The organism is Candidatus Saccharimonadales bacterium, assembly GCA_036388415.1.
In the GTDB taxonomy this organism is placed as follows: Bacteria; Patescibacteriota; Saccharimonadia; order Saccharimonadales; family UBA4665; genus UBA4665.
On record DASVRW010000002.1, the window covers coordinates 168,858 to 185,989 of the forward strand.

Genomic DNA, 17,132 nt, shown 5'->3' on the forward strand with positions numbered 1-17,132 from the left:
ATTATTTCGGCTGGTCTGGTAGCGGCATAGTTAGCTCAGATGCTGCATCTAATGGCGTGATCGTAATTTGAGTTGGTGCGTCTGAAGCAGGTTGCACAGACATCGCTTCAGTCGTCGGGGGTGTTTCAGTAGTAGTTACTGAAGCAGGTTGCGGGCTTTGGACTCCAGATACCGTTATAGGGGTTGCGTCGACGGTTGCAAGCGGCTGAGTGCTAGCCGGAGTAGTTTCTTGAATATTCGGTGTCGGAATTAATGGAGGAATATTAGTAGTTTTAGGACTGATGTCAGGTTGCTCCATAGCCGCCTCTGCTGTACTACGAGCAGCCGGTTGCGGAAATGTTGCAGGTATCGTCGCTTGGTTCGATGCTGTTGTGGGTCCTGCCGTAGAATCGCTCATGGCAGCATCCAACTGATTGTTGGCGGCTTGCAACGGTTCGGTTTTCGGATTTGTGGATATATCTGGCTTGAGCTGCCCCAACCCGATTGTTGCATCGGAGCTAGCGTCATTTAGTACAGATTGGCTGGTCGGTGAACGAGCCAATGGCTGCTTGCCAGAGTATGTCAGAGGGTTTTGAGTAAGATTGATCGACATATTCAATAGCGAAAGCCACACTACGACCAGACCGGCTGCCGTTACGGGCAAAATAATGGCCGCATTTATTCGACTGGCCCGGGTACCGAGTTTCTCGCGTGGTCCGTGGTGGATGCCCTTCCTCATAAAATATTTCATCAGTTTCTCCAAAGGTTATACGTACTACGCTACCTCATGGTAGCTATACAGTCAGTTAGATATGATACCAACATACATAGAGCAATGTTTCACGTCAGTAATACCGCAGCTCATATCATGCCGATACTGCAGCCAACCGGTGCAGAGTAATTAGCATAAATCATGAATAATCGTATATTATATAGTAATACCCCGCACTTTAATGAGGGCTGTTTATACGACTTGGCATCAGGCTGCTCTGTAAACAGGTATAAATAAAGAGAAGAATTGTATGTTACTATCTGTTGCTATTGGTGAAAAATCATTCGGAGATAAAGTCCTGTATCAGGGATTGCAGTTTTCTGTCCAAGAAAATGAAAAAGTAGGCTTGATCGGACGTAACGGTACGGGAAAATCTACGTTATTTAATATCATAGCCGGCGATGATCTGGATTATGATGGAGAAATAATACTCAAGCGTGGATCTATTCTTGTCGCGAGCCGGCAGGAACATCACGGACACGAAGCCAAAACGGTTCTCGAGTACATTCAGGGCGACCTACCGGACTACCAGAAGTTGGCGTACATACTCGATACCTACCCTGAAAGCATGGGTGATAGCACGCGTAAAATGCAGGAATACAGCGATGCACTCGAACGGTTCAGCGACCTCGGCTATTACCAGCTAGAGGATGAAATAGAACAGGCTTTTGAGCTGTATCAAATTGATAAAACCAAGTTGCACAGCGAGCTTGGCAGCCTGAGCGGGGGCCAAAAACGCATGGTTGAACTCATGAAAGTGCAGCGCTCCCGCGGTCATATTGCACTCATCGACGAACCGACCAACCACATGGACTACATCGCCAAAGAAGCTTTCGTAAAATGGCTCAAGGCGGCTCAAGAGGCGGTTGTTGTCATTACCCACGACCGTGATGTACTGCGCAGCGTCGACCGGATTATCGAAGTCCGCGACGGAGCTGCCTATGCCTTCCGCGGTAATTATGACGATTATCTCCGCACCAATAAAAGCCAGGTAACTTCACAGGTCAACGAATACGATATTACGCAGAAGCGGATTCGCAACCTGCAGGAAGATGTCATCCGGTTTCAGCGGCTCAAGGAAAAATCCCGCGACCCTGGTACCATTCGGCGTTTCAAGTCGCAGGAGCAAAAGGCTCGAGACGATTTGCGCGATCTGCAGTCACTCGAAAAACCTTCATTCTGGATCGACCAGGAATCAGCCAGCAGTATGAACGATAAAATGTCGGCTTCCTATGAAAAATATAAAGCTCAAAATATTCGTATTAGAACTGCGACCAAAGAGTCTGCCTCGCACCGTCTGCTGATTCAGGCCGACAAACTCAGTCTGGGGTACGGCGACAATCCCCTGTTTGCCGACATCAGCTTCGGGCTGCATGAATCAGAACGAATCCGCCTGCATGGCCGTAACGGTGCCGGCAAAACGACGTTGATTCAGTCAATTATGGCTCAAGCTCATGGAACTACTGCCGGCAGTAAGCGTTTCGCGGGTACGATCGCCACCGAGAAGGATTTGAAGATAGGCTTGTACGAACAAGAAATCAATCCAAAATATCTGCCGCTTCCACTGTCGCAGGCGCTTGAGCAGGTCCTGATGGACAAAGACTCGCCGTCCAGCCCGCAGCGTATCAAGCAGCTACTCAGTGACTATCTGTTCAACCCGGCTTCAGATGGTGATATGCCGGTGCAGCGGCTGAGTGGTGGCCAGAAGGCCCGCTTCCAGCTGATTAGTATGTTAGCGGACGATCCACTGGTACTCATTCTCGACGAACCGACCAACCACCTTGATCTTCCAAGTATCGAGGAGCTGGAGCACGCACTAACGGCTTACCACGGTGCCATCATATACATATCCCACGACAGTTATTTTGCTGATAAGTTGGGTGGCAAGATGATTGCGATCGGCGACTAAACGCCTTTATAGACACCGGGCTATGTGCGAATATGTTAGCGTGACATCAAGGCTGCCCACATGATGTCAAAATTTGTTACGGCCCGTCTGCATGAATGTACAGATGGGATTAACGCGCTCGGATAGCTTAGCGATTACAGACGATGACCCGCATGTGGGGCACTAATTGACGCGCTTCTTTATAGGTCATGCCGACTGTCACGCCGTAAGCCTTGGCTTGTTTAGAACATGATGTTATGTAGTAGCGGTTAAGATTCCGGCGCGGGCTGAGTGATGGCCGATAGCGTTTGGCAGGCGGCGTTATGTCACGGGCAAAAGCCCAAAAATATTTTTGATTCATGGCGTTTGTAAGCGAAAGTTGCATGTGAATAGTCCCCTCCCCAAAAAAGTAATGATATATACAGATGTCTCACGCGACGGATGCTGTGGAAGTGATCGAAATAGACGGCCCATAGGCCAAAAAACAAAACGGTAAATGATAGTAAGAAACAGTATTCAGAAGATTAAAATGAAGTTCGGACTAGTGAAGTTTGAGATGGCTCGTGCAGTGACCGAAGTGTGCTGGCCGATGTATGGAAGTCTGCGCGTAGGTGACCAAGCAAGTTATGTTGGGTACACGTGCACGACTATTCATATTATACATAAAGCTTGCGCAAAGTACTAAAAGATTATAAAAAGCTTATGCTTAGGGCGGTATTACACATATCTATCTATGCTGAGTGCAGCACGAAGCGTGGCCAAGCACTGAACTTAAAACGTAGATGCTATGCAGTAACTTTGATCGGAACTTGTATGATAAAACTAGTACCGCTGCCGATTTTGGATTGTACCTGGATTGTTCCGTTGTGCAGTTCGATCACCTCTTTAGACCAGTAGAGTCCGAGCCCAGTACCTCCGACTTTTACAGAGAGCGGATTATCAATACGTGAGAATTTTTTGAATAATTTGTCGAGGTCCTTTTCGGCAATCCCGACACCCTCATCCTGAATGATAATTGTTGCCGACTGGTCGGTATCGGCGGCGACGCTGACAGTAATTCGCTTGCCGACTGGTGAATACTTGCTAGCATTGTCGATCAGATTACCGAGCGCCATGCGCATGTATTCGGTATCGATATCCGCGATGATGGGTTTGCTGTCGTCAATATCATACGTGAGCGTCTGTTCACGGTTAGAAAGCAACGACGCCATGTCATGCAAAATACTTTCAAGTAGTTTACCGATATCGGTCGGTGCCTGCTTGAGCGTGATTTTTTTGAGATCAAGCTTAGCGACACGCAGGATATCGTTGACGACTTGGATTTGACGTTCGTTGCTTTCGTAGGCGCTACGCAAAAATTTGTCTTGTTCGGGCGTAATGTCGCCCGCGTATCCCTCGAGAATCATGCCGACGTACTGCTTGACTGCCGTTGCAGGTGTACGTAGTTGGTGTGAGGCAAGAGCGATGAATTCATCTTTTGACCGGTTGATTTCGATTAATTGGTGTACGCGCTGAGCTTCTATCAGCTTTCGTTGCAGGCTATACCGAAGGACACGGGATAATAATTCGCTGTCCAAGGCTCCCTTCACGAGGTAGTCGGCAACGCCCATTTTCATGGCCCGGCGTTCGACATGCTCGTCACCAGCTCCCGTCAAAATTATGAACGGCTCCGGACGCTGCACAAGGTCAAAGTCACTGAGTAGCTCCAGGCCATTTTCGGCACCGAGCCGATAATCAACCAGGTATATGTCATGGCTGGCCTGCGTAATGAGCTTTTTAGCCTTCGATAGATTTGATTCCCATTCGATTCTAAATGGTGATTGCGGAATTTTGGCAATCAAATTACGTATGATCAGGTAATCATCTTCATCATCATCGATCAGTAGAACATTTAAGCTATCAGACACTGGTTCCCTCGTTTTTGGCTGGCAATTCTACGATCTCGAACCAGTATTTACCGAGTGTTTGTATAACCTGCAGTAAGCCCTCGAACGTGACGGGCTTGGTTATGAATGAGTTGACGCCAAGCTGATATGACTTATATATATCTTCCTCCGCTTTTGACGTCGTAAAGACCACAACGGGAATGTTTTTGAGTTCTTCGTCTGATTTGATCTCACGAAGCGCTTCCCGGCCATCTTTCTTCGGCATGTTGAGATCAAGCAGTATCACGCCGGGGCGGGCATGCTCGCGTTCACCTTGATATTCGCCGCGTCCTTTTAGGTAATCCAGCAGTTCCTCGCCGTCTTTGACGCGGTGCAAGGTATTAAGCAGCTTACTTTCTTCCAAAGCCTTTTTGGTTAAAAGATAATCATCGTCATCGTCATCGGCCATTAGTATGACTATTCCATTTTGGTTCATAGTAAATTCTCTCCTTTTTTATGCCGCATCGGCAGCATCATGATAAATGTGGAACCTTTGCCTGGTTTGCTGGTCGCAGTTATCGAACCACCATGCCGCTCAATTATCTTCCGGCAAACAGCGAGTCCTATACCAGTGCCTTCATAGCTGTCGCGGTTATGCAGACGTTGGAAAACCGCAAAGATACGATCAAGATATTTTTCATCAAATCCAAGACCGTTGTCTTCGATCTCCAAACGACAATATTTGATATTATCAGCTTCGTTTGTTTCTATGGTCGACCTGATGTGCAGGTACGGTGGGACGCCGGGGCGTTGAAATTTGATAGCATTGGCGATGAGGTTTTGCATCAACTGCCGCATTTGCATGGCGTCAGCATGAATGCTTGGCAGCTTGTCGACTTCGATGACTGCTTGCGTGTCGGCAATGCGGATTTCCAAATCTCCCATGACTTCTTTGACAACAGTATGAAGATTGACGGTTGTGAATTCGCGGCCCTTGGTTGTAACTCTCGAGAACGAGAGAATGTCTTCGATCAAAGCGCTCATCCGGGCAGCAGCGTTACGCATCCGGTCGAGATAATCGGCACCTTCGCCGATGACATCACTGTACTCAGTTTGCAATAAATTTCCAAATGCTTGAATCTTGCGCAGCGGTTCCTGTAGATCGTGAGATGCGACATAGGCAAAATCCTGTAATTCCTGATTGCTTCGCTGCAGGCTTATGTTCGTTTCCTCGAGAAGCGCCGTGCGACTCTCGACGCGGTGCTCTAACTCTTCATTGACGATGCGCAGCTCTTCCTCAAGTCGTATACGTGCAGCCAACTCTTTTTGGGCGTCATCATACAGACTGGCATTGGTCATGGCGAGCGACGCCCGGCTGGCGAGTTCCTCGGCCATTTCAAGATCTGATTCGTTATAATTTCGCTTCTTGTCGGTCGTAATGAGCGTAATCGCTCCAACGGTTTTACCATGTGTTTTGAGTGGAACAATGATAATAGATGTCAACGCTAGATCATGAAGCAATTTGTATTCTTCCTCGCTTTTCGCTGATGCCAGTATCAGGTTGTCATCGATATATGGATAGAATTCTGGCTTGCCGGTACGCACCGTTTTGGGGATGCCCGTGGGATCATCAAGGTTTGGCGGACCTTGCTGTGCGCGGAGCTCACGGGCCCACGTAACTTTGGCAGGATCTTTGTGAGCAAGCGCAACTTGTTGCAGCTGATTTTTGTCATCCAAAATGTCCACAGTACACCAGTCGGCTACGTCTGGAACCATCAAATCAGCAATAGTCTGAAGCGTCGTCTTATAGTCAAGTGACTGCGACAAGACGGCACTGGCCTGCGCAAGATAACTCAAATTATTTTCGACTATTTTCCTCTCAGTAATGTCTACTAGAAAACCGGGGAATTTGACGGCCTTACCGGTGCGGTCTTTTTCGACGCTGCCCCGTGCAATCAACCAGCGGTGTGCACCGTCTCTGCTGATTGTGCGGTATTCGCTATGGAAAACGTCGCCGGATTTTATGGCTTTAGCAATCGCCTTCCGTACTTTTGGCCGATCGTCTGGATGCATCGCAGCCGTAAAGGCATCTAGCGGCAATCCGTTGGCAGCTTCGTCGACGGGTACGCCAAACATTGCAGCTGTGTTTTGGTCGCATATAATTTTGTCAGTATCAAAATCCCAGGTCCAGGTTCCAATCATGCCGGTTGATAGGGCTTCATTGAGCTGACGCTGGGTGTATTCCAATTTATCACCTGCCAAAACTTCCTGAGTGATATCTTTGGTTGCCTGATAGACAAGAGCTAATGTACCATCGGAGTTAAATATAGGGTGGTGGGTCAGGCGCCAATATTTTGGGACGAGCATGCCGGTCTGATCCTTCAGATCATACTGTATAGTCGGCATAGAATCCGGGCTACCAGTAGCGATAACACGTCGCATTGATTCGGCAACATCGTTAACGCCCGTTTTTTGAAATTTCTCTGAAGTATCAGGGAACACTTCAAACAGTGGTCTTCCCAGTGCGTTTTCCGGGTTCATCATCGCCATGCGGCTATGAACCCGGTTCTCGGCAACAATCGTAAAGTCCGGATCATCCGGGAGCACTGCAATATAACCTTCCGGTAACGAATCAAACAGTTGCTGGTAATCGATCGGGGTGCTGCGAGCTAACTTTTTGATTGTAGATGTGGGAGCGGTCATACGGCACAACGAGCAGAGATTAATCAATGCTCCTCTTTCTGTGTCTATAGTATATGCGACGATAATCAATCGCAAAGAGAATTATTTCATAGCGAAATTAATAAACGTTAGCGTAATAATTATGAATCGCCATATTTTATACATGAACGGTGTACAATTAAGGTATGATAGCCCTCGAAATACTGACTTGGTGGTACCGCCAGGGCTGGTCTCAGATCATCAAAAACGCGGAAACACGCAGTACTAAGGTATCGCACCTGTTTTCAGTTCCCATATTGCTCCGAACCTTGTTTGCGCCGTGGCGCCGGATCATAACATATCCAGGAGCCAGTATCGAGGCCAAATTCAGAGCCGCTGGTGATAATCTGGTGAGCCGGGTCGTCGGCTTTACGGTGCGCTCGCTGGTGCTGCTGTCCGCGGGAGTTATGTTGCTGCTCACGACTGTGGCGGCATTGCTGCAGCTAGTCATCTGGCCATTGATACCACCTGCCGTCATCGTTCTATTCGTAAAAGGAATAATTGGTTAATTTATGAATCCAGATCAGCAATCACCGACGCCACCGCCAAGTCCACTTCCGCCCGAGGCGCAGCCGCAGCATAACCCGGCAGTTCAATATATGGGGCCAGCACAGACGCAGTATGCCCCAGCCTACCCTGTCCCGACTGAAGCCGCAGTCACGGGGGCAGCGCCGCCAACTGCCGTACCTGGCAGTTTGCCCGAACCAGTGCAGCCACTGGCCAAGCAGCCCGCCTACCCTGCCACGCCGAGCCTCGATACATCCCGCCCGGCAGCTAATTCGCCCTATCTTGATCTTCGGTCACAGCGCGCCCGTTATGCGCGCCTGGGCCGGCGTCTGTCGCGCGGTGGGTACGCAGTACTAGTCGGGATTTCCGCGGTACTACTGTGCATCGGGCTTATTTGTTTATATGCCGGGCTGCAGCGGTATGGATTTTTAGCATTGTCGGCTGCCCTGCTGAGTTTTATGCCCGCAGCCTGGTATGCTATGGAGTTGAAGCCTTTGCCGGCGCATGGCAATACGCTGACGGACCACGTCTCGGCAACTATATTGTCCGCTTTCCAGCCAGATGACATACTGGCGCCGCAAGCGATTTGGCAGAAACTACGTAGCAACTGGCAATTTGTGTTTTATGCCAATCATTTCCTGGTGTCATCCGACATAATCGAGCAATGTCTGAGTACGCGTGAGCAAGACATGGCCCATGTCTGGTCCGAAGCTGAGCGCCTAGCGCGGGCAACAGACAGTAACGTCATTGAACCTGGCCATTTAGCGGGTGCGCTGCTTGTCACGTCGTCAGAATTCACCGATTTGCTGTCGCGGATGAAGCTGGCTGCCGGCGACGCCGAGGCGGTTGCCATGTGGCTTGGCCGGGCGCTCGATGCGATGCGTGCCGACAAACCGTATTTTGGCGGCATCGGCCGGGATTGGGCCAATGGCTTTACTCCGCAGCTAAATAAGTACGGATTCAATATCAGCTTGTCGATCGAGCAACACGGTTCGCATTTCGGCTGGTTAACAACCTCGCCGGGCGTGACGGCGATGAAAAACGCTTTTTCGCAGGGTACATCGACAATTGGCCTGATAGGCGAGCCGGGTGTCGGCAAAACTAGCCATGTGCATGCCCTCGCGCAGTTATTGCTCGAAGAAAAGAACGATCGCAATTTGGAACACCGACAGTTAGTTTCACTGAGTCCATCGACCATTTTGTCGGCGGCCAAACGGCCCGGTGAACTTGAAGATATTGTTATGTCGCTTTTGGTTGAGACGGTGCACGCCGGTCACATTATATTATTCCTCGACGACGCACAGCTATTTTTCCGGAGTGGTCCAGGATCATTCGATATGACGCAGATTCTGCTGCCGGTATTACAGTCCCGATCAGTCCAAATGGTCATGGCTATGACGCCGCACGACTATCAGCTACTGAAGGCAACAAATGCATCATTCGCGAATCTCATCAGTCCAGTCATGCTGAGTGAGCCGTCTGAACAGGATGTCATGCGCGTACTCGAAGACAATGCTTTGTCGCTTGAACATCGGCACAAAGTGCTGATTCCCTACGAAACGCTCCGTGAAACATATCGATTGAGCGGCCGCTACCTGCAGGACGCATCTTTCCCCGGCAAGGCATTGCAGCTGCTCGAGAATTCCCTGTCATACAGTGAACACGACGGTATCGTCACGGCTGTATCAGTACAAAAAGCCATCGAGCAGAGCCGCGGTGTTAAAGTCAGCTCGGCAGCGCCGGCTGAAGCAGACGAGCTGCTGCATCTCGAAGACCGCATTCATGAACGGATGATCAATCAAACGCATGCCGTCCATGTCGTTGCCAGTGCCCTGCGCCGTGCCCGCGCCGGTGTTGCCAACCCGAGACGACCGATCGGTAGCTTCCTATTTCTCGGTCCAACTGGTGTCGGTAAGACGGAACTTGCCAAAGCCGTCGCGGCCACGTATTTCGGCGCCGAGTCCAATATTATCCGGCTCGATATGAGCGAGTATCAGCAGCCCGACGATGTGCGCCGCCTGCTTAGCAACGGCGCCGAAGAAAGCCGTAGTCTCATTATGGCCGTACGCCAGCAGCCATTTGCAGTCGTACTGCTTGATGAGATCGAAAAGGCCCACGCAAATATACTCAATCTGCTACTGCAGCTGCTTGACGAAGGCCAGCTGACTGATACTGGTGGACGAATCGCTTCGTTCAAAGACTGCGTGATTATCGTGACCTCCAATGCCGGCGCCAGTACGATCCGGGACCGTATCGGCCACGGCGAGCAACTGGAAAGTTTCCAATCCGAGCTGGTTGATGAACTGATCAACAGCGGTCAGTTCAGACCGGAACTTCTCAACCGCTTCGATGAGATCGTGCTGTTCCGTCCGCTCAATGAGTCGGAACTGGCACAGGTCGTCCAGCTGATGATGAAGGATATTAATAAGACGCTGTCCAACCAGAATATCTCTGTCGCACTGACGGAGGCAGCTATCCAGAAAGTCGTGGCCACCGGCTACGACGCCCGTCTTGGTGCCCGGCCGATGCGCCGCGCGCTGCAACGCGCTGTCGAAGACGGTATAGCTAATCGGATTCTCCGTGGTGAGACGCGGCCCGGCGACCATGTTGTCATGGACGTGGCTGACTTAGGCTAGCTTAGATTTAAATTTGTTACGCCGACGCTCTTGAGATATATTTCACTGCCCTGCATACTAGGTATACGTTACGCTAACCGGATGCATACTGATATGAACGACCACACACCATTTTTGATACCTGGACAAGACAAGATCTTTGGGCGTTGGCCCGAGGGAGCGCTGGTCTATCATATATATCCACGCAGCTTTCAGGACAGTAATAATGATGGCATTGGTGATTTACCCGGCATTATCAGCCGCCTCGATCATTTGCAGGATCTACATGTCACTGCACTCTGGCTTAGCCCATTTTATCCGTCTCCCATGGCAGACTTCGGCTATGACGTCTCAGATTACTGCGATGTTAATCCGCTCTTTGGAACACTGGATGACTTCAAATCGCTTATGAAAGAAGCGGCAGCGCGTGACATCAAAGTCATGATCGATCTAGTGCCAAATCATACCTCGGATGAGCATATCTGGTTCCAGGAATCTGCCAAATCGGCCGACACTACCAATCCGTTTCGCGACTGGTATGTCTGGCGCGACCCAGTATACCGTGATGGTAGCGACCAGCCAAGCCCGCCAAATAACTGGCGCGATGCTCTTACCGGTGGGACGGCCTGGCAATGGAGTGAGTCGAGGCAACAATATTACCTGCATAGCTTCGATGTGCGCCAGCCTGATTTGAACTGGAGCAACCCTGCCGTCCGTGAGGCTATGCGGGCAGTTATGCGCTTTTGGCTCGATCTCGGTGTCGACGGCTTTCGAGTTGACGCCGTCTACTGGATGGCCAAGGAGCCGCTGATGAGCGACGATCCGGTTGACCCAGAATACGTCGAAGGTGAAGATCTGCCCTATCATGCGCTGAAGCATGACAATAGCCGCGGCTGGCCGGCAGTCTACGCCTATTTGTCAGAAATGGCCGAAGTGCTGCACGAAGATCGCTACAAGGACAAACAGCGCTTCATGGTCACTGAAGCTTACCCCGAGGGCCATAACCCACTGGTTGAGTATCTTAATTTTTATGTCGGCATGGACCCGCAGGTGGCGGCGCCGTTCAATTTTGAAGCCTTGGAGCTGCCTTGGGAGGCTGGCGCCTGGCGCAGATTCCTGCGCGCTTTTCACAGCGCGCTGCACCAGATAGATCCGCACTGCGTACCGAGCTATGCCTTTGGCAATCATGATAAACCGCGCATAGCCTCCCGTATCGGTGCCGAGGCTGCACGGTCAGCTGCTGTGTTACTCCTGACGCTGCCTGGCATGGCATTTCTGTATTATGGGGACGAGATAGGTATGAAAGATGTCGTCATACCCCGTGACCAAGTGCAGGATCCGGCCGCGAAAGGCGAACCGGGTTTGGAGCTCGGCTACGGCCAGGGCCGCGATCCGCAGCGTACGCCAATGCAATGGTCGAGCGGCCAGAGCGCTGGCTTTTCAACAACTGACGAGACATGGTTACCTGTCGCACCGGACTACCAGGAGCAAAATGTCGAAGCTCAGCAAACTGATCCAAACTCACTGCTTAATCTGTACAAAAAGCTGAGCGGTCTTCGGGCTGGATCGGATGCCATCAAATACGGCACGATAACTGTACTCGATGTTAGCAGCCAGCATGTCCTTGGATTCATACGCCGGCCAGCGGCCGATCACAAGAATGCTGACGGTATGTCATATATTACGCTTATAAATTTTTCAGATCAGGCTGTTGAATGCGCTGCTACTTTTTCGCAAGGCTATCAGCTCGGCCGCGTGGTTGTTTCGACTCATGAGAACTACCCGCTTGAGCAGGCTTCAAGCTCATCCGAGGACGCAGGCGATTCGCCGCGTTCCGCATCGACAGCGAAGATAGTGCTTCGCCCGCACGAGGCCGCCGTATACGAGCTGGCATAGCGTCAGCGCTACTAGCACGAGCGCTCCGTTCAATTTTACGCAGATAGCCACTATAATTAATGGCCTTTAGTAAGCTGCCAACAGAATTTTGGATCGTAAATTCATTACACGCCTGTCGTCGTTCGCGGGCTGTCAGCGGGCCTTTTGCGATTGCAGTGGCAATACCATTTGCAAGCGACTTGGGATCATCAGGACGTACCAGGACCACCCCGCCAAGGTTTGTTTCCGGTAGCCCACCAGAACGCGAGGCAACAACCCGGCATCCAGCGTGTTGGGTCTCAATTGACACCATACCGAATAGCTCCTGCCAAAAGATTGCCGTCGAAGGCATGACGACGATATCGTGCTTTGCCATCAGGGCAGCCATATCTTTTGGCTCGCGCTCGGCCGGAGCAATTGTGACGTAAGGGTTTTTGCGGAGCATTGCCAGCAGGACCTTGCCTTCAGCCGTATTGCTGCCTGACGTCGTAACCGTTAAGTCAAAGGGCGGCTCTTCCTGCTTGTCTTCCATGAACATTGCAGCCAGTAATGTATAAATACCCTTATCGTTCTTAAGGCGACCAGCGAATAAAACTTGCGGCCGGCCGGTTCGCCTGCCCTGCGTTCGCTGTGCCTGACTAAATGCTACATCGGCATAGGGATAGACAGTTGGCATGCGGCTGAAATTAGTCTTGAGATACCGCCGCCAGATACCAGCTGCAAATTTACTGGCCGTTATCAGGCGAACGTCCCGGAAGGCTTCGCGTTTGTACAGCGGATCGCCGTGCTGAAACGTCGGTGGCGGACAATGCAGGATAGCGTATGGCTGATGTTTTGTCTTGACTGCCAGTGGATAGATGACATAGACAAGCAGGTCGTCGAGCTCTGCTAGTTCTTCCTTTGATTCGAGGGATAGGAAAGGAATATCGGGAAAATCATCCCGGCCGTCGTTCAGGCCATGCCCGATCGTAATGATACGTGCTTCGATACCGCGCCGATGGAGTTCGCGTATTTGTCCCGCTGTATACGTTTCTGATCCACCCGAGCCTGCCGTAAAAGGATATTTTGACGACCAAACGAACGATATCATGTAAATACTCCGTAATAAAATATCACCTTATAGTACCTGGAAAATTGTTTCCAAGGTGTGAGATATTCCTCTATGTTTCCATTCTAGCTAGAAACATGAGCAACTTCAGCCTGTCAGACTGCTTTAATCTGCTTCGGTTTCTTGGTTTCTTTTTTGCCTTTATCTTTGGACATTACGTATCCTTTCATTAATTCTTGCTTGATATAGTATGCGCTACAACTGCCAGGAGTGCTATATATAAAGTTATTGATGATCTTGAATCAGCTTAGTACGGCTACAGGCGAGCCGAAAATACTGATGCGAAGCTGAGCCGAGCCGGGAGCGCTTTGGCAATCGGTCCGCGCTTGTATAAGGTACCGATTTTGCCGCTGCCAGCTGGGACGAGCCTATTGTATTGAGCAGTTAGCTCGGTAGACGGTACTAGTTGATTTTCGGGAATATCCTTGTTTCGAAAGAATGTCGGCGCAACGTCGTCATTGGTATTGGACATGATCGTGAGTATCTGACCATTGTTGTCGACGATTACCCTGCGCATCGGCAATATGCGAGCTGTCACGTGTATTTCCTGCACGACTGATAATTGCGCCGCCGAAGCGCTACCACCCGCAACGACAAAAGTTGAGAGCGTAATAGCGAGTGCAGCGATGAAGTGTGAGTGTTTCATACGCCTCATCATAGCGGCTTCGTGATATCCGCGAAGCTAAGAATTTAACTGCTTGAGTATGTTTTAGTCCTGATTTTGTAATCGATAGATAGCAGCGTCGGTATTGCCTGAAAAGTATGTATAACTGCTTCTAATATTTGGCTTTGAATAGGTTTCGGCGACCATAGCGGCAAACGCTTCGCTTCCCAGAACGACAGCTTGTTTGAGGCGGTTAACTTCTAGTGGATCGGACGCGTTATACTGATGCGCGGCCAATTTGCGGTGCAATCCGTGTAAACTCTGACTGACAGTGTCGTGCGTGTATACAAGTGCCTGTTCATCGGGTTCATCCGCTACCACCCTGTCATTGTCTAGAGTAATCGCTATAGCTGCCTCTGCAACAAGTCTGATTTTGTCGTGAGTATTTGGGGTTAGAGCTTCCCATTCAAATGTCGCTAAATGATCCGTGATAACGAGAGCATTACGGAGAAGCCGCTCTGCAGCATCAACATTGAAGACTTCTCTATCCTCTATCACGCGCGCGAGACTTGTATTAGATGTTGCAAGTAATTCAAAATCAATATATTCTGACATATTATGATAATATCATATTTAAGCATAAAAGTAAATAGATAGGTCGGGCTACTATTGGGCGTAGCCTGATGTACATGGCCACTAGCTTATACGGCTCAAGATTGGATGTTATCCAGCGCCCGATACACCTCGGCAATACTGACCTGCACTTTGTTTAGTCCGTCGCCGGCGTAGTAGCTTTGCTCAGGGTTCGATCCGATTATTTTTGGCAAGGCGGCCCACTCCATAGCCAGATTCGCTGCAAATTGCTGGCGTGATAATTTGTTTGTAGCGTATTCGAGTGCGCCGCGTCTTTCGAGCAGCGCGATTGCCAATCGGTCCTGCATCCCCTCGTCGTATTTCTCATTCAAGTCGATGCCGAGTTTCTGCACCAGTCCCGACAATGTCGGCTGGATGATCTGGTATTTGCCGACAGCGCTGCTGGGATTGCCCTGGCGCACAAACTCATCCTGCCATGCCAGTACCTGCCCGACGGTCATATCCGTGAAGCGTATCGAACTATTTGATGCGTTGCCGTAATGGGCATTATAATTTCCATTGCTCTCTCCCTTGGCAATGGTGTTGAGAAGCGGTGTATAGACTGTAGGATCGACGCGTGGTGTCATAGAGTAGTTATACACCATCCAGCCCGCGCCGAACATCAGGGCCAGCAATAATGCGCCGCCTGCCATAAGTCGTTTCGCGTCTAGATGTAGCAGTGACCGCAGCAGACCATAGCGCTTCAATTTTCGCTTCCATGTTTTCAATACTATAACTGCACCCTCCCCCGTTTGACGCCCCTTTAGATGACGCCCCGTATAGGCTTTATTATATCATTTTGACTGGTAGTAGACTGTACTATTGCTGACTGACGAGTATACCGCTAGCTATTGTCGATTGTCGTTATGTTCAGTGTTGAGCCCGGCTCCGGCGTCGAATTATTCTTGCGGACTACGTTGTAGTGCTTTTCGCGGCGAATTACTTTTTCGATCGGATCAACCTGGTGGTTTAACTTTATGATAAACAAATTCCGGTCTTCGTGGATTTGCTGATATTTGTTCAGTTCAAGCTGTATGCGTTCATTGCAGTTTTCATCCGAGCACTCGCATTTGAAGCGCAAGAGTAACAGCTCGTCCCGTATCAGGTGAACATTGCCGTCTTCGATGTGCATGGCGTCCAGCGCGCCGAGATCATCACCGACTTTCTCATTCAAACGACGGAAAATCATCTCATTTTCGATTTGGCGTCTTTCGGCAGTGGATATAGTCATAGCCTTATATAAACACATAAAGATAATAAAGTCTGTTAAAGTGTACCGAACCGTTAACTTGGAATAATTATGTCAAGCAGTAGCCATGCTGGGTCATTTGTTTTTATCGCCATTACCGATAGTGACAAAGATGATAATGCTCCAGCAACGATAATAAATGACCACCAACCTAAGGGGATACTATACAGAACAACCCCAGTAATGATCAGCAGGTCTAAAATTATAATAATAGAGGCGATGGAAACAAGCAGCCAATTCCTACTACGAGCTTTCATTTTCATGATTTACCAAGCCGCCTTAGTAGGACTCACAACCGTATCCGTCGTTATCGCGGTCGAACCTATGCGTATCACTGCCTATCACAGATACACTCATGCCGATATCACCGCAGTCCAAATCGTAGGAAACATTCGGAACGCAGGGTGTGTAATTTGGGTCGCAATCACTGTCTGGAGCGTCAGCTGGTGTCGTAACGACTGGTTCGCTATCAATGGCCTCAGGGGGTGTAGGTACACTATCCGGCACCGGTTCGGGTGTAGCTGATTCTAGATCCGGAGCGACTGGCTGAACCGCGGAAACTTCTTGTACATTTACCTTCGTATTGACGGGGTTTACATCAGAACTGTTATTCGCAATTGCAAACAGGGGTACTGCGACAATCATGAGCAAACCGAACAAGACAACTTTAACCGCATTTGACTGAGTACTGTTGGCCATAACTAAGCATAAGTATATACCTGTTTTCAATACTTGAGGCCATAATATAAAACCTAAGGTTTACATGTAAAAACAGGTCTACCTGTATTCGTCCTATGCAATGACGCTTAAAAAATATGGCTTGGCCGACTGCCATGCCTGCCGTTGATAAACGAACTTCGAATTATGACTTTGTAGTTTTATATTTCGAATTATTCAGGAGAGCACTGTGATACGCATCGTACATAAACGCAGCAATAGGAAGGATAAAGCAAAGGAATGATAAAATATCCCACACTCTAAATCCAGCATTGAGATATGGATCATCTGGGCTTACGGCTAGCAACGGGTCGAACATTGCAGCGACCGCCAGGACAAGAGTCGTCAGCAGCAAAATACCAAAAATACGCTTAGTGCCACCGATGTATATGTAACCTAATCCAGGAATAATATTCAGTATAGTAGCAATAGTTGGGTTTTTCATATCTACACTATACTATAAAAAATTGCATTGTCAAGTTTAAACTGTTGGAGCAGGACGAATTGGAGCTATAGAATAGCTGAGTCGTATTAGCATTCAGGGGAAATAACGGAGGTAACAGATACTTCTCTAGCGCAATGGCGTTGAAAATATTGGA

General features: G+C 49.5%; 16 protein-coding genes and 1 pseudogene. 4 read left to right on the forward strand and 13 right to left on the reverse strand.

Features of this window, described 5'->3' with window-relative positions:
• Window position 1: 1 nt before the first annotated feature.
• Window positions 2–730, reverse strand: a complete 729-nt coding sequence (locus tag VF575_01025) for a hypothetical protein (protein ID HEX8182165.1) — start codon at window positions 728–730, stop codon at window positions 2–4.
• Between the two features lie 271 nt (window positions 731–1,001).
• Between VF575_01025 and VF575_01030 the strand changes: the two genes are divergently transcribed.
• Complete coding sequence (locus VF575_01030; protein ID HEX8182166.1) at window positions 1,002–2,660, forward strand: ABC-F family ATP-binding cassette domain-containing protein; 1,659 nt, start codon at window positions 1,002–1,004, stop codon at window positions 2,658–2,660.
• Window positions 2,661–2,787: 127 nt separating this feature from the next.
• Here VF575_01030 and VF575_01035 read toward each other — a convergent pair whose 3' ends face one another.
• The 4 genes from VF575_01035 to VF575_01050 form a co-directional block, all read right to left on the reverse strand.
• A complete protein-coding gene (locus VF575_01035; GenBank protein HEX8182167.1) occupies window positions 2,788–3,024 on the reverse strand; it encodes a hypothetical protein in 237 nt (78 codons plus the stop codon).
• 400 nt (window positions 3,025–3,424) lie between these two features.
• A complete protein-coding gene (locus tag VF575_01040; protein ID HEX8182168.1) occupies window positions 3,425–4,546 on the reverse strand; it encodes a hybrid sensor histidine kinase/response regulator in 1,122 nt (373 codons plus the stop codon).
• On the reverse strand, window positions 4,539–5,000 hold the full coding sequence (locus VF575_01045) for a response regulator (protein ID HEX8182169.1): 462 nt from the start codon (window positions 4,998–5,000) through the stop codon (window positions 4,539–4,541). The genes VF575_01040 and VF575_01045 overlap by 8 nt, the downstream gene beginning before the upstream one ends.
• Window positions 4,997–7,207 carry an ATP-binding protein gene (locus VF575_01050; protein HEX8182170.1) on the reverse strand — a complete coding sequence of 737 codons (2,211 nt, stop codon included), beginning with the start codon at window positions 7,205–7,207 and terminating at the stop codon, window positions 4,997–4,999. The genes VF575_01045 and VF575_01050 overlap by 4 nt, the downstream gene beginning before the upstream one ends.
• 164 nt (window positions 7,208–7,371) lie before the next feature.
• Between VF575_01050 and VF575_01055 the strand changes: the two genes are divergently transcribed.
• The 3 genes from VF575_01055 (at window position 7,372) to VF575_01065 (ending at window position 12,243) form a co-directional block, all read left to right on the forward strand.
• Window positions 7,372–7,734: a hypothetical protein gene (locus VF575_01055; protein HEX8182171.1), complete on the forward strand. Its 363-nt coding sequence runs from the start codon at window positions 7,372–7,374 to the stop codon at window positions 7,732–7,734.
• A 3-nt stretch (window positions 7,735–7,737) separates the two neighbouring features.
• The gene (locus VF575_01060) at window positions 7,738–10,368 is read left to right on the forward strand and encodes an AAA family ATPase (GenBank protein ID HEX8182172.1); all 2,631 of its coding nucleotides are present in this window, start codon (window positions 7,738–7,740) and stop codon (window positions 10,366–10,368) included.
• Window positions 10,369–10,461: 93 nt separating this feature from the next.
• Window positions 10,462–12,243, forward strand: coding sequence for an alpha-amylase family glycosyl hydrolase (locus tag VF575_01065; protein ID HEX8182173.1), 1,782 nt, complete (start codon window positions 10,462–10,464; stop codon window positions 12,241–12,243).
• Between the two features lie 124 nt (window positions 12,244–12,367).
• Here VF575_01065 and VF575_01070 read toward each other — a convergent pair.
• From VF575_01070 to VF575_01105, 8 genes and pseudogenes are all read right to left on the reverse strand, one after another.
• Window positions 12,368–13,312: pseudogene (locus tag VF575_01070) on the reverse strand (glycosyltransferase family 4 protein).
• Window positions 13,313–13,586: 274 nt separating this feature from the next.
• Complete coding sequence (locus tag VF575_01075; protein ID HEX8182174.1) at window positions 13,587–13,976, reverse strand: hypothetical protein; 390 nt, start codon at window positions 13,974–13,976, stop codon at window positions 13,587–13,589.
• Window positions 13,977–14,039: 63 nt separating this feature from the next.
• A complete protein-coding gene (locus VF575_01080; protein ID HEX8182175.1) occupies window positions 14,040–14,549 on the reverse strand; it encodes a hypothetical protein in 510 nt (169 codons plus the stop codon).
• Window positions 14,550–14,644: 95 nt separating this feature from the next.
• Window positions 14,645–15,295 (reverse strand): hypothetical protein, encoded by a 651-nt coding sequence (locus VF575_01085; GenBank protein HEX8182176.1) that lies wholly within the window; start codon window positions 15,293–15,295, stop codon window positions 14,645–14,647.
• Between the two features lie 116 nt (window positions 15,296–15,411).
• A complete protein-coding gene (locus VF575_01090; protein HEX8182177.1) occupies window positions 15,412–15,798 on the reverse strand; it encodes a hypothetical protein in 387 nt (128 codons plus the stop codon).
• Between the two features lie 53 nt (window positions 15,799–15,851).
• Complete coding sequence (locus VF575_01095; GenBank protein ID HEX8182178.1) at window positions 15,852–16,079, reverse strand: hypothetical protein; 228 nt, start codon at window positions 16,077–16,079, stop codon at window positions 15,852–15,854.
• A gap of 16 nt (window positions 16,080–16,095) precedes the next feature.
• Window positions 16,096–16,515 carry a hypothetical protein gene (locus tag VF575_01100; GenBank protein ID HEX8182179.1) on the reverse strand — a complete coding sequence of 140 codons (420 nt, stop codon included), beginning with the start codon at window positions 16,513–16,515 and terminating at the stop codon, window positions 16,096–16,098.
• A 163-nt stretch (window positions 16,516–16,678) separates the two neighbouring features.
• Complete coding sequence (locus VF575_01105) at window positions 16,679–16,978, reverse strand: hypothetical protein (protein ID HEX8182180.1); 300 nt, start codon at window positions 16,976–16,978, stop codon at window positions 16,679–16,681.
• Window positions 16,979–17,132: the final 154 nt, after the last annotated feature.

Bases quoted from the DNA above. Each gene is read 5' to 3' on its own strand.
- VF575_01025 (HEX8182165.1), bottom strand. From the start codon at position 730: ATGAAATATTTTATGAGGAAGGGCATCCACCACGGACCACGCGAGAAA.
- VF575_01030 (HEX8182166.1), top strand. From the start codon at position 1,002: ATGTTACTATCTGTTGCTATTGGTGAAAAATCATTCGGAGATAAAGTC.
- VF575_01035 (HEX8182167.1), bottom strand. From the start codon at position 3,024: ATGCAACTTTCGCTTACAAACGCCATGAATCAAAAATATTTTTGGGCT.
- VF575_01045 (HEX8182169.1), bottom strand. From the start codon at position 5,000: ATGAACCAAAATGGAATAGTCATACTAATGGCCGATGACGATGACGAT.
- VF575_01050 (HEX8182170.1), bottom strand. From the start codon at position 7,207: ATGACCGCTCCCACATCTACAATCAAAAAGTTAGCTCGCAGCACCCCG.
- VF575_01055 (HEX8182171.1), top strand. From the start codon at position 7,372: ATGATAGCCCTCGAAATACTGACTTGGTGGTACCGCCAGGGCTGGTCT.
- VF575_01060 (HEX8182172.1), top strand. From the start codon at position 7,738: ATGAATCCAGATCAGCAATCACCGACGCCACCGCCAAGTCCACTTCCG.
- VF575_01065 (HEX8182173.1), top strand. From the start codon at position 10,462: ATGAACGACCACACACCATTTTTGATACCTGGACAAGACAAGATCTTT.
- VF575_01075 (HEX8182174.1), bottom strand. From the start codon at position 13,976: ATGAAACACTCACACTTCATCGCTGCACTCGCTATTACGCTCTCAACT.
- VF575_01080 (HEX8182175.1), bottom strand. From the start codon at position 14,549: ATGTCAGAATATATTGATTTTGAATTACTTGCAACATCTAATACAAGT.
- VF575_01090 (HEX8182177.1), bottom strand. From the start codon at position 15,798: ATGACTATATCCACTGCCGAAAGACGCCAAATCGAAAATGAGATGATT.
- VF575_01095 (HEX8182178.1), bottom strand. From the start codon at position 16,079: ATGAAAATGAAAGCTCGTAGTAGGAATTGGCTGCTTGTTTCCATCGCC.
- VF575_01100 (HEX8182179.1), bottom strand. From the start codon at position 16,515: ATGGCCAACAGTACTCAGTCAAATGCGGTTAAAGTTGTCTTGTTCGGT.
- VF575_01105 (HEX8182180.1), bottom strand. From the start codon at position 16,978: ATGAAAAACCCAACTATTGCTACTATACTGAATATTATTCCTGGATTA.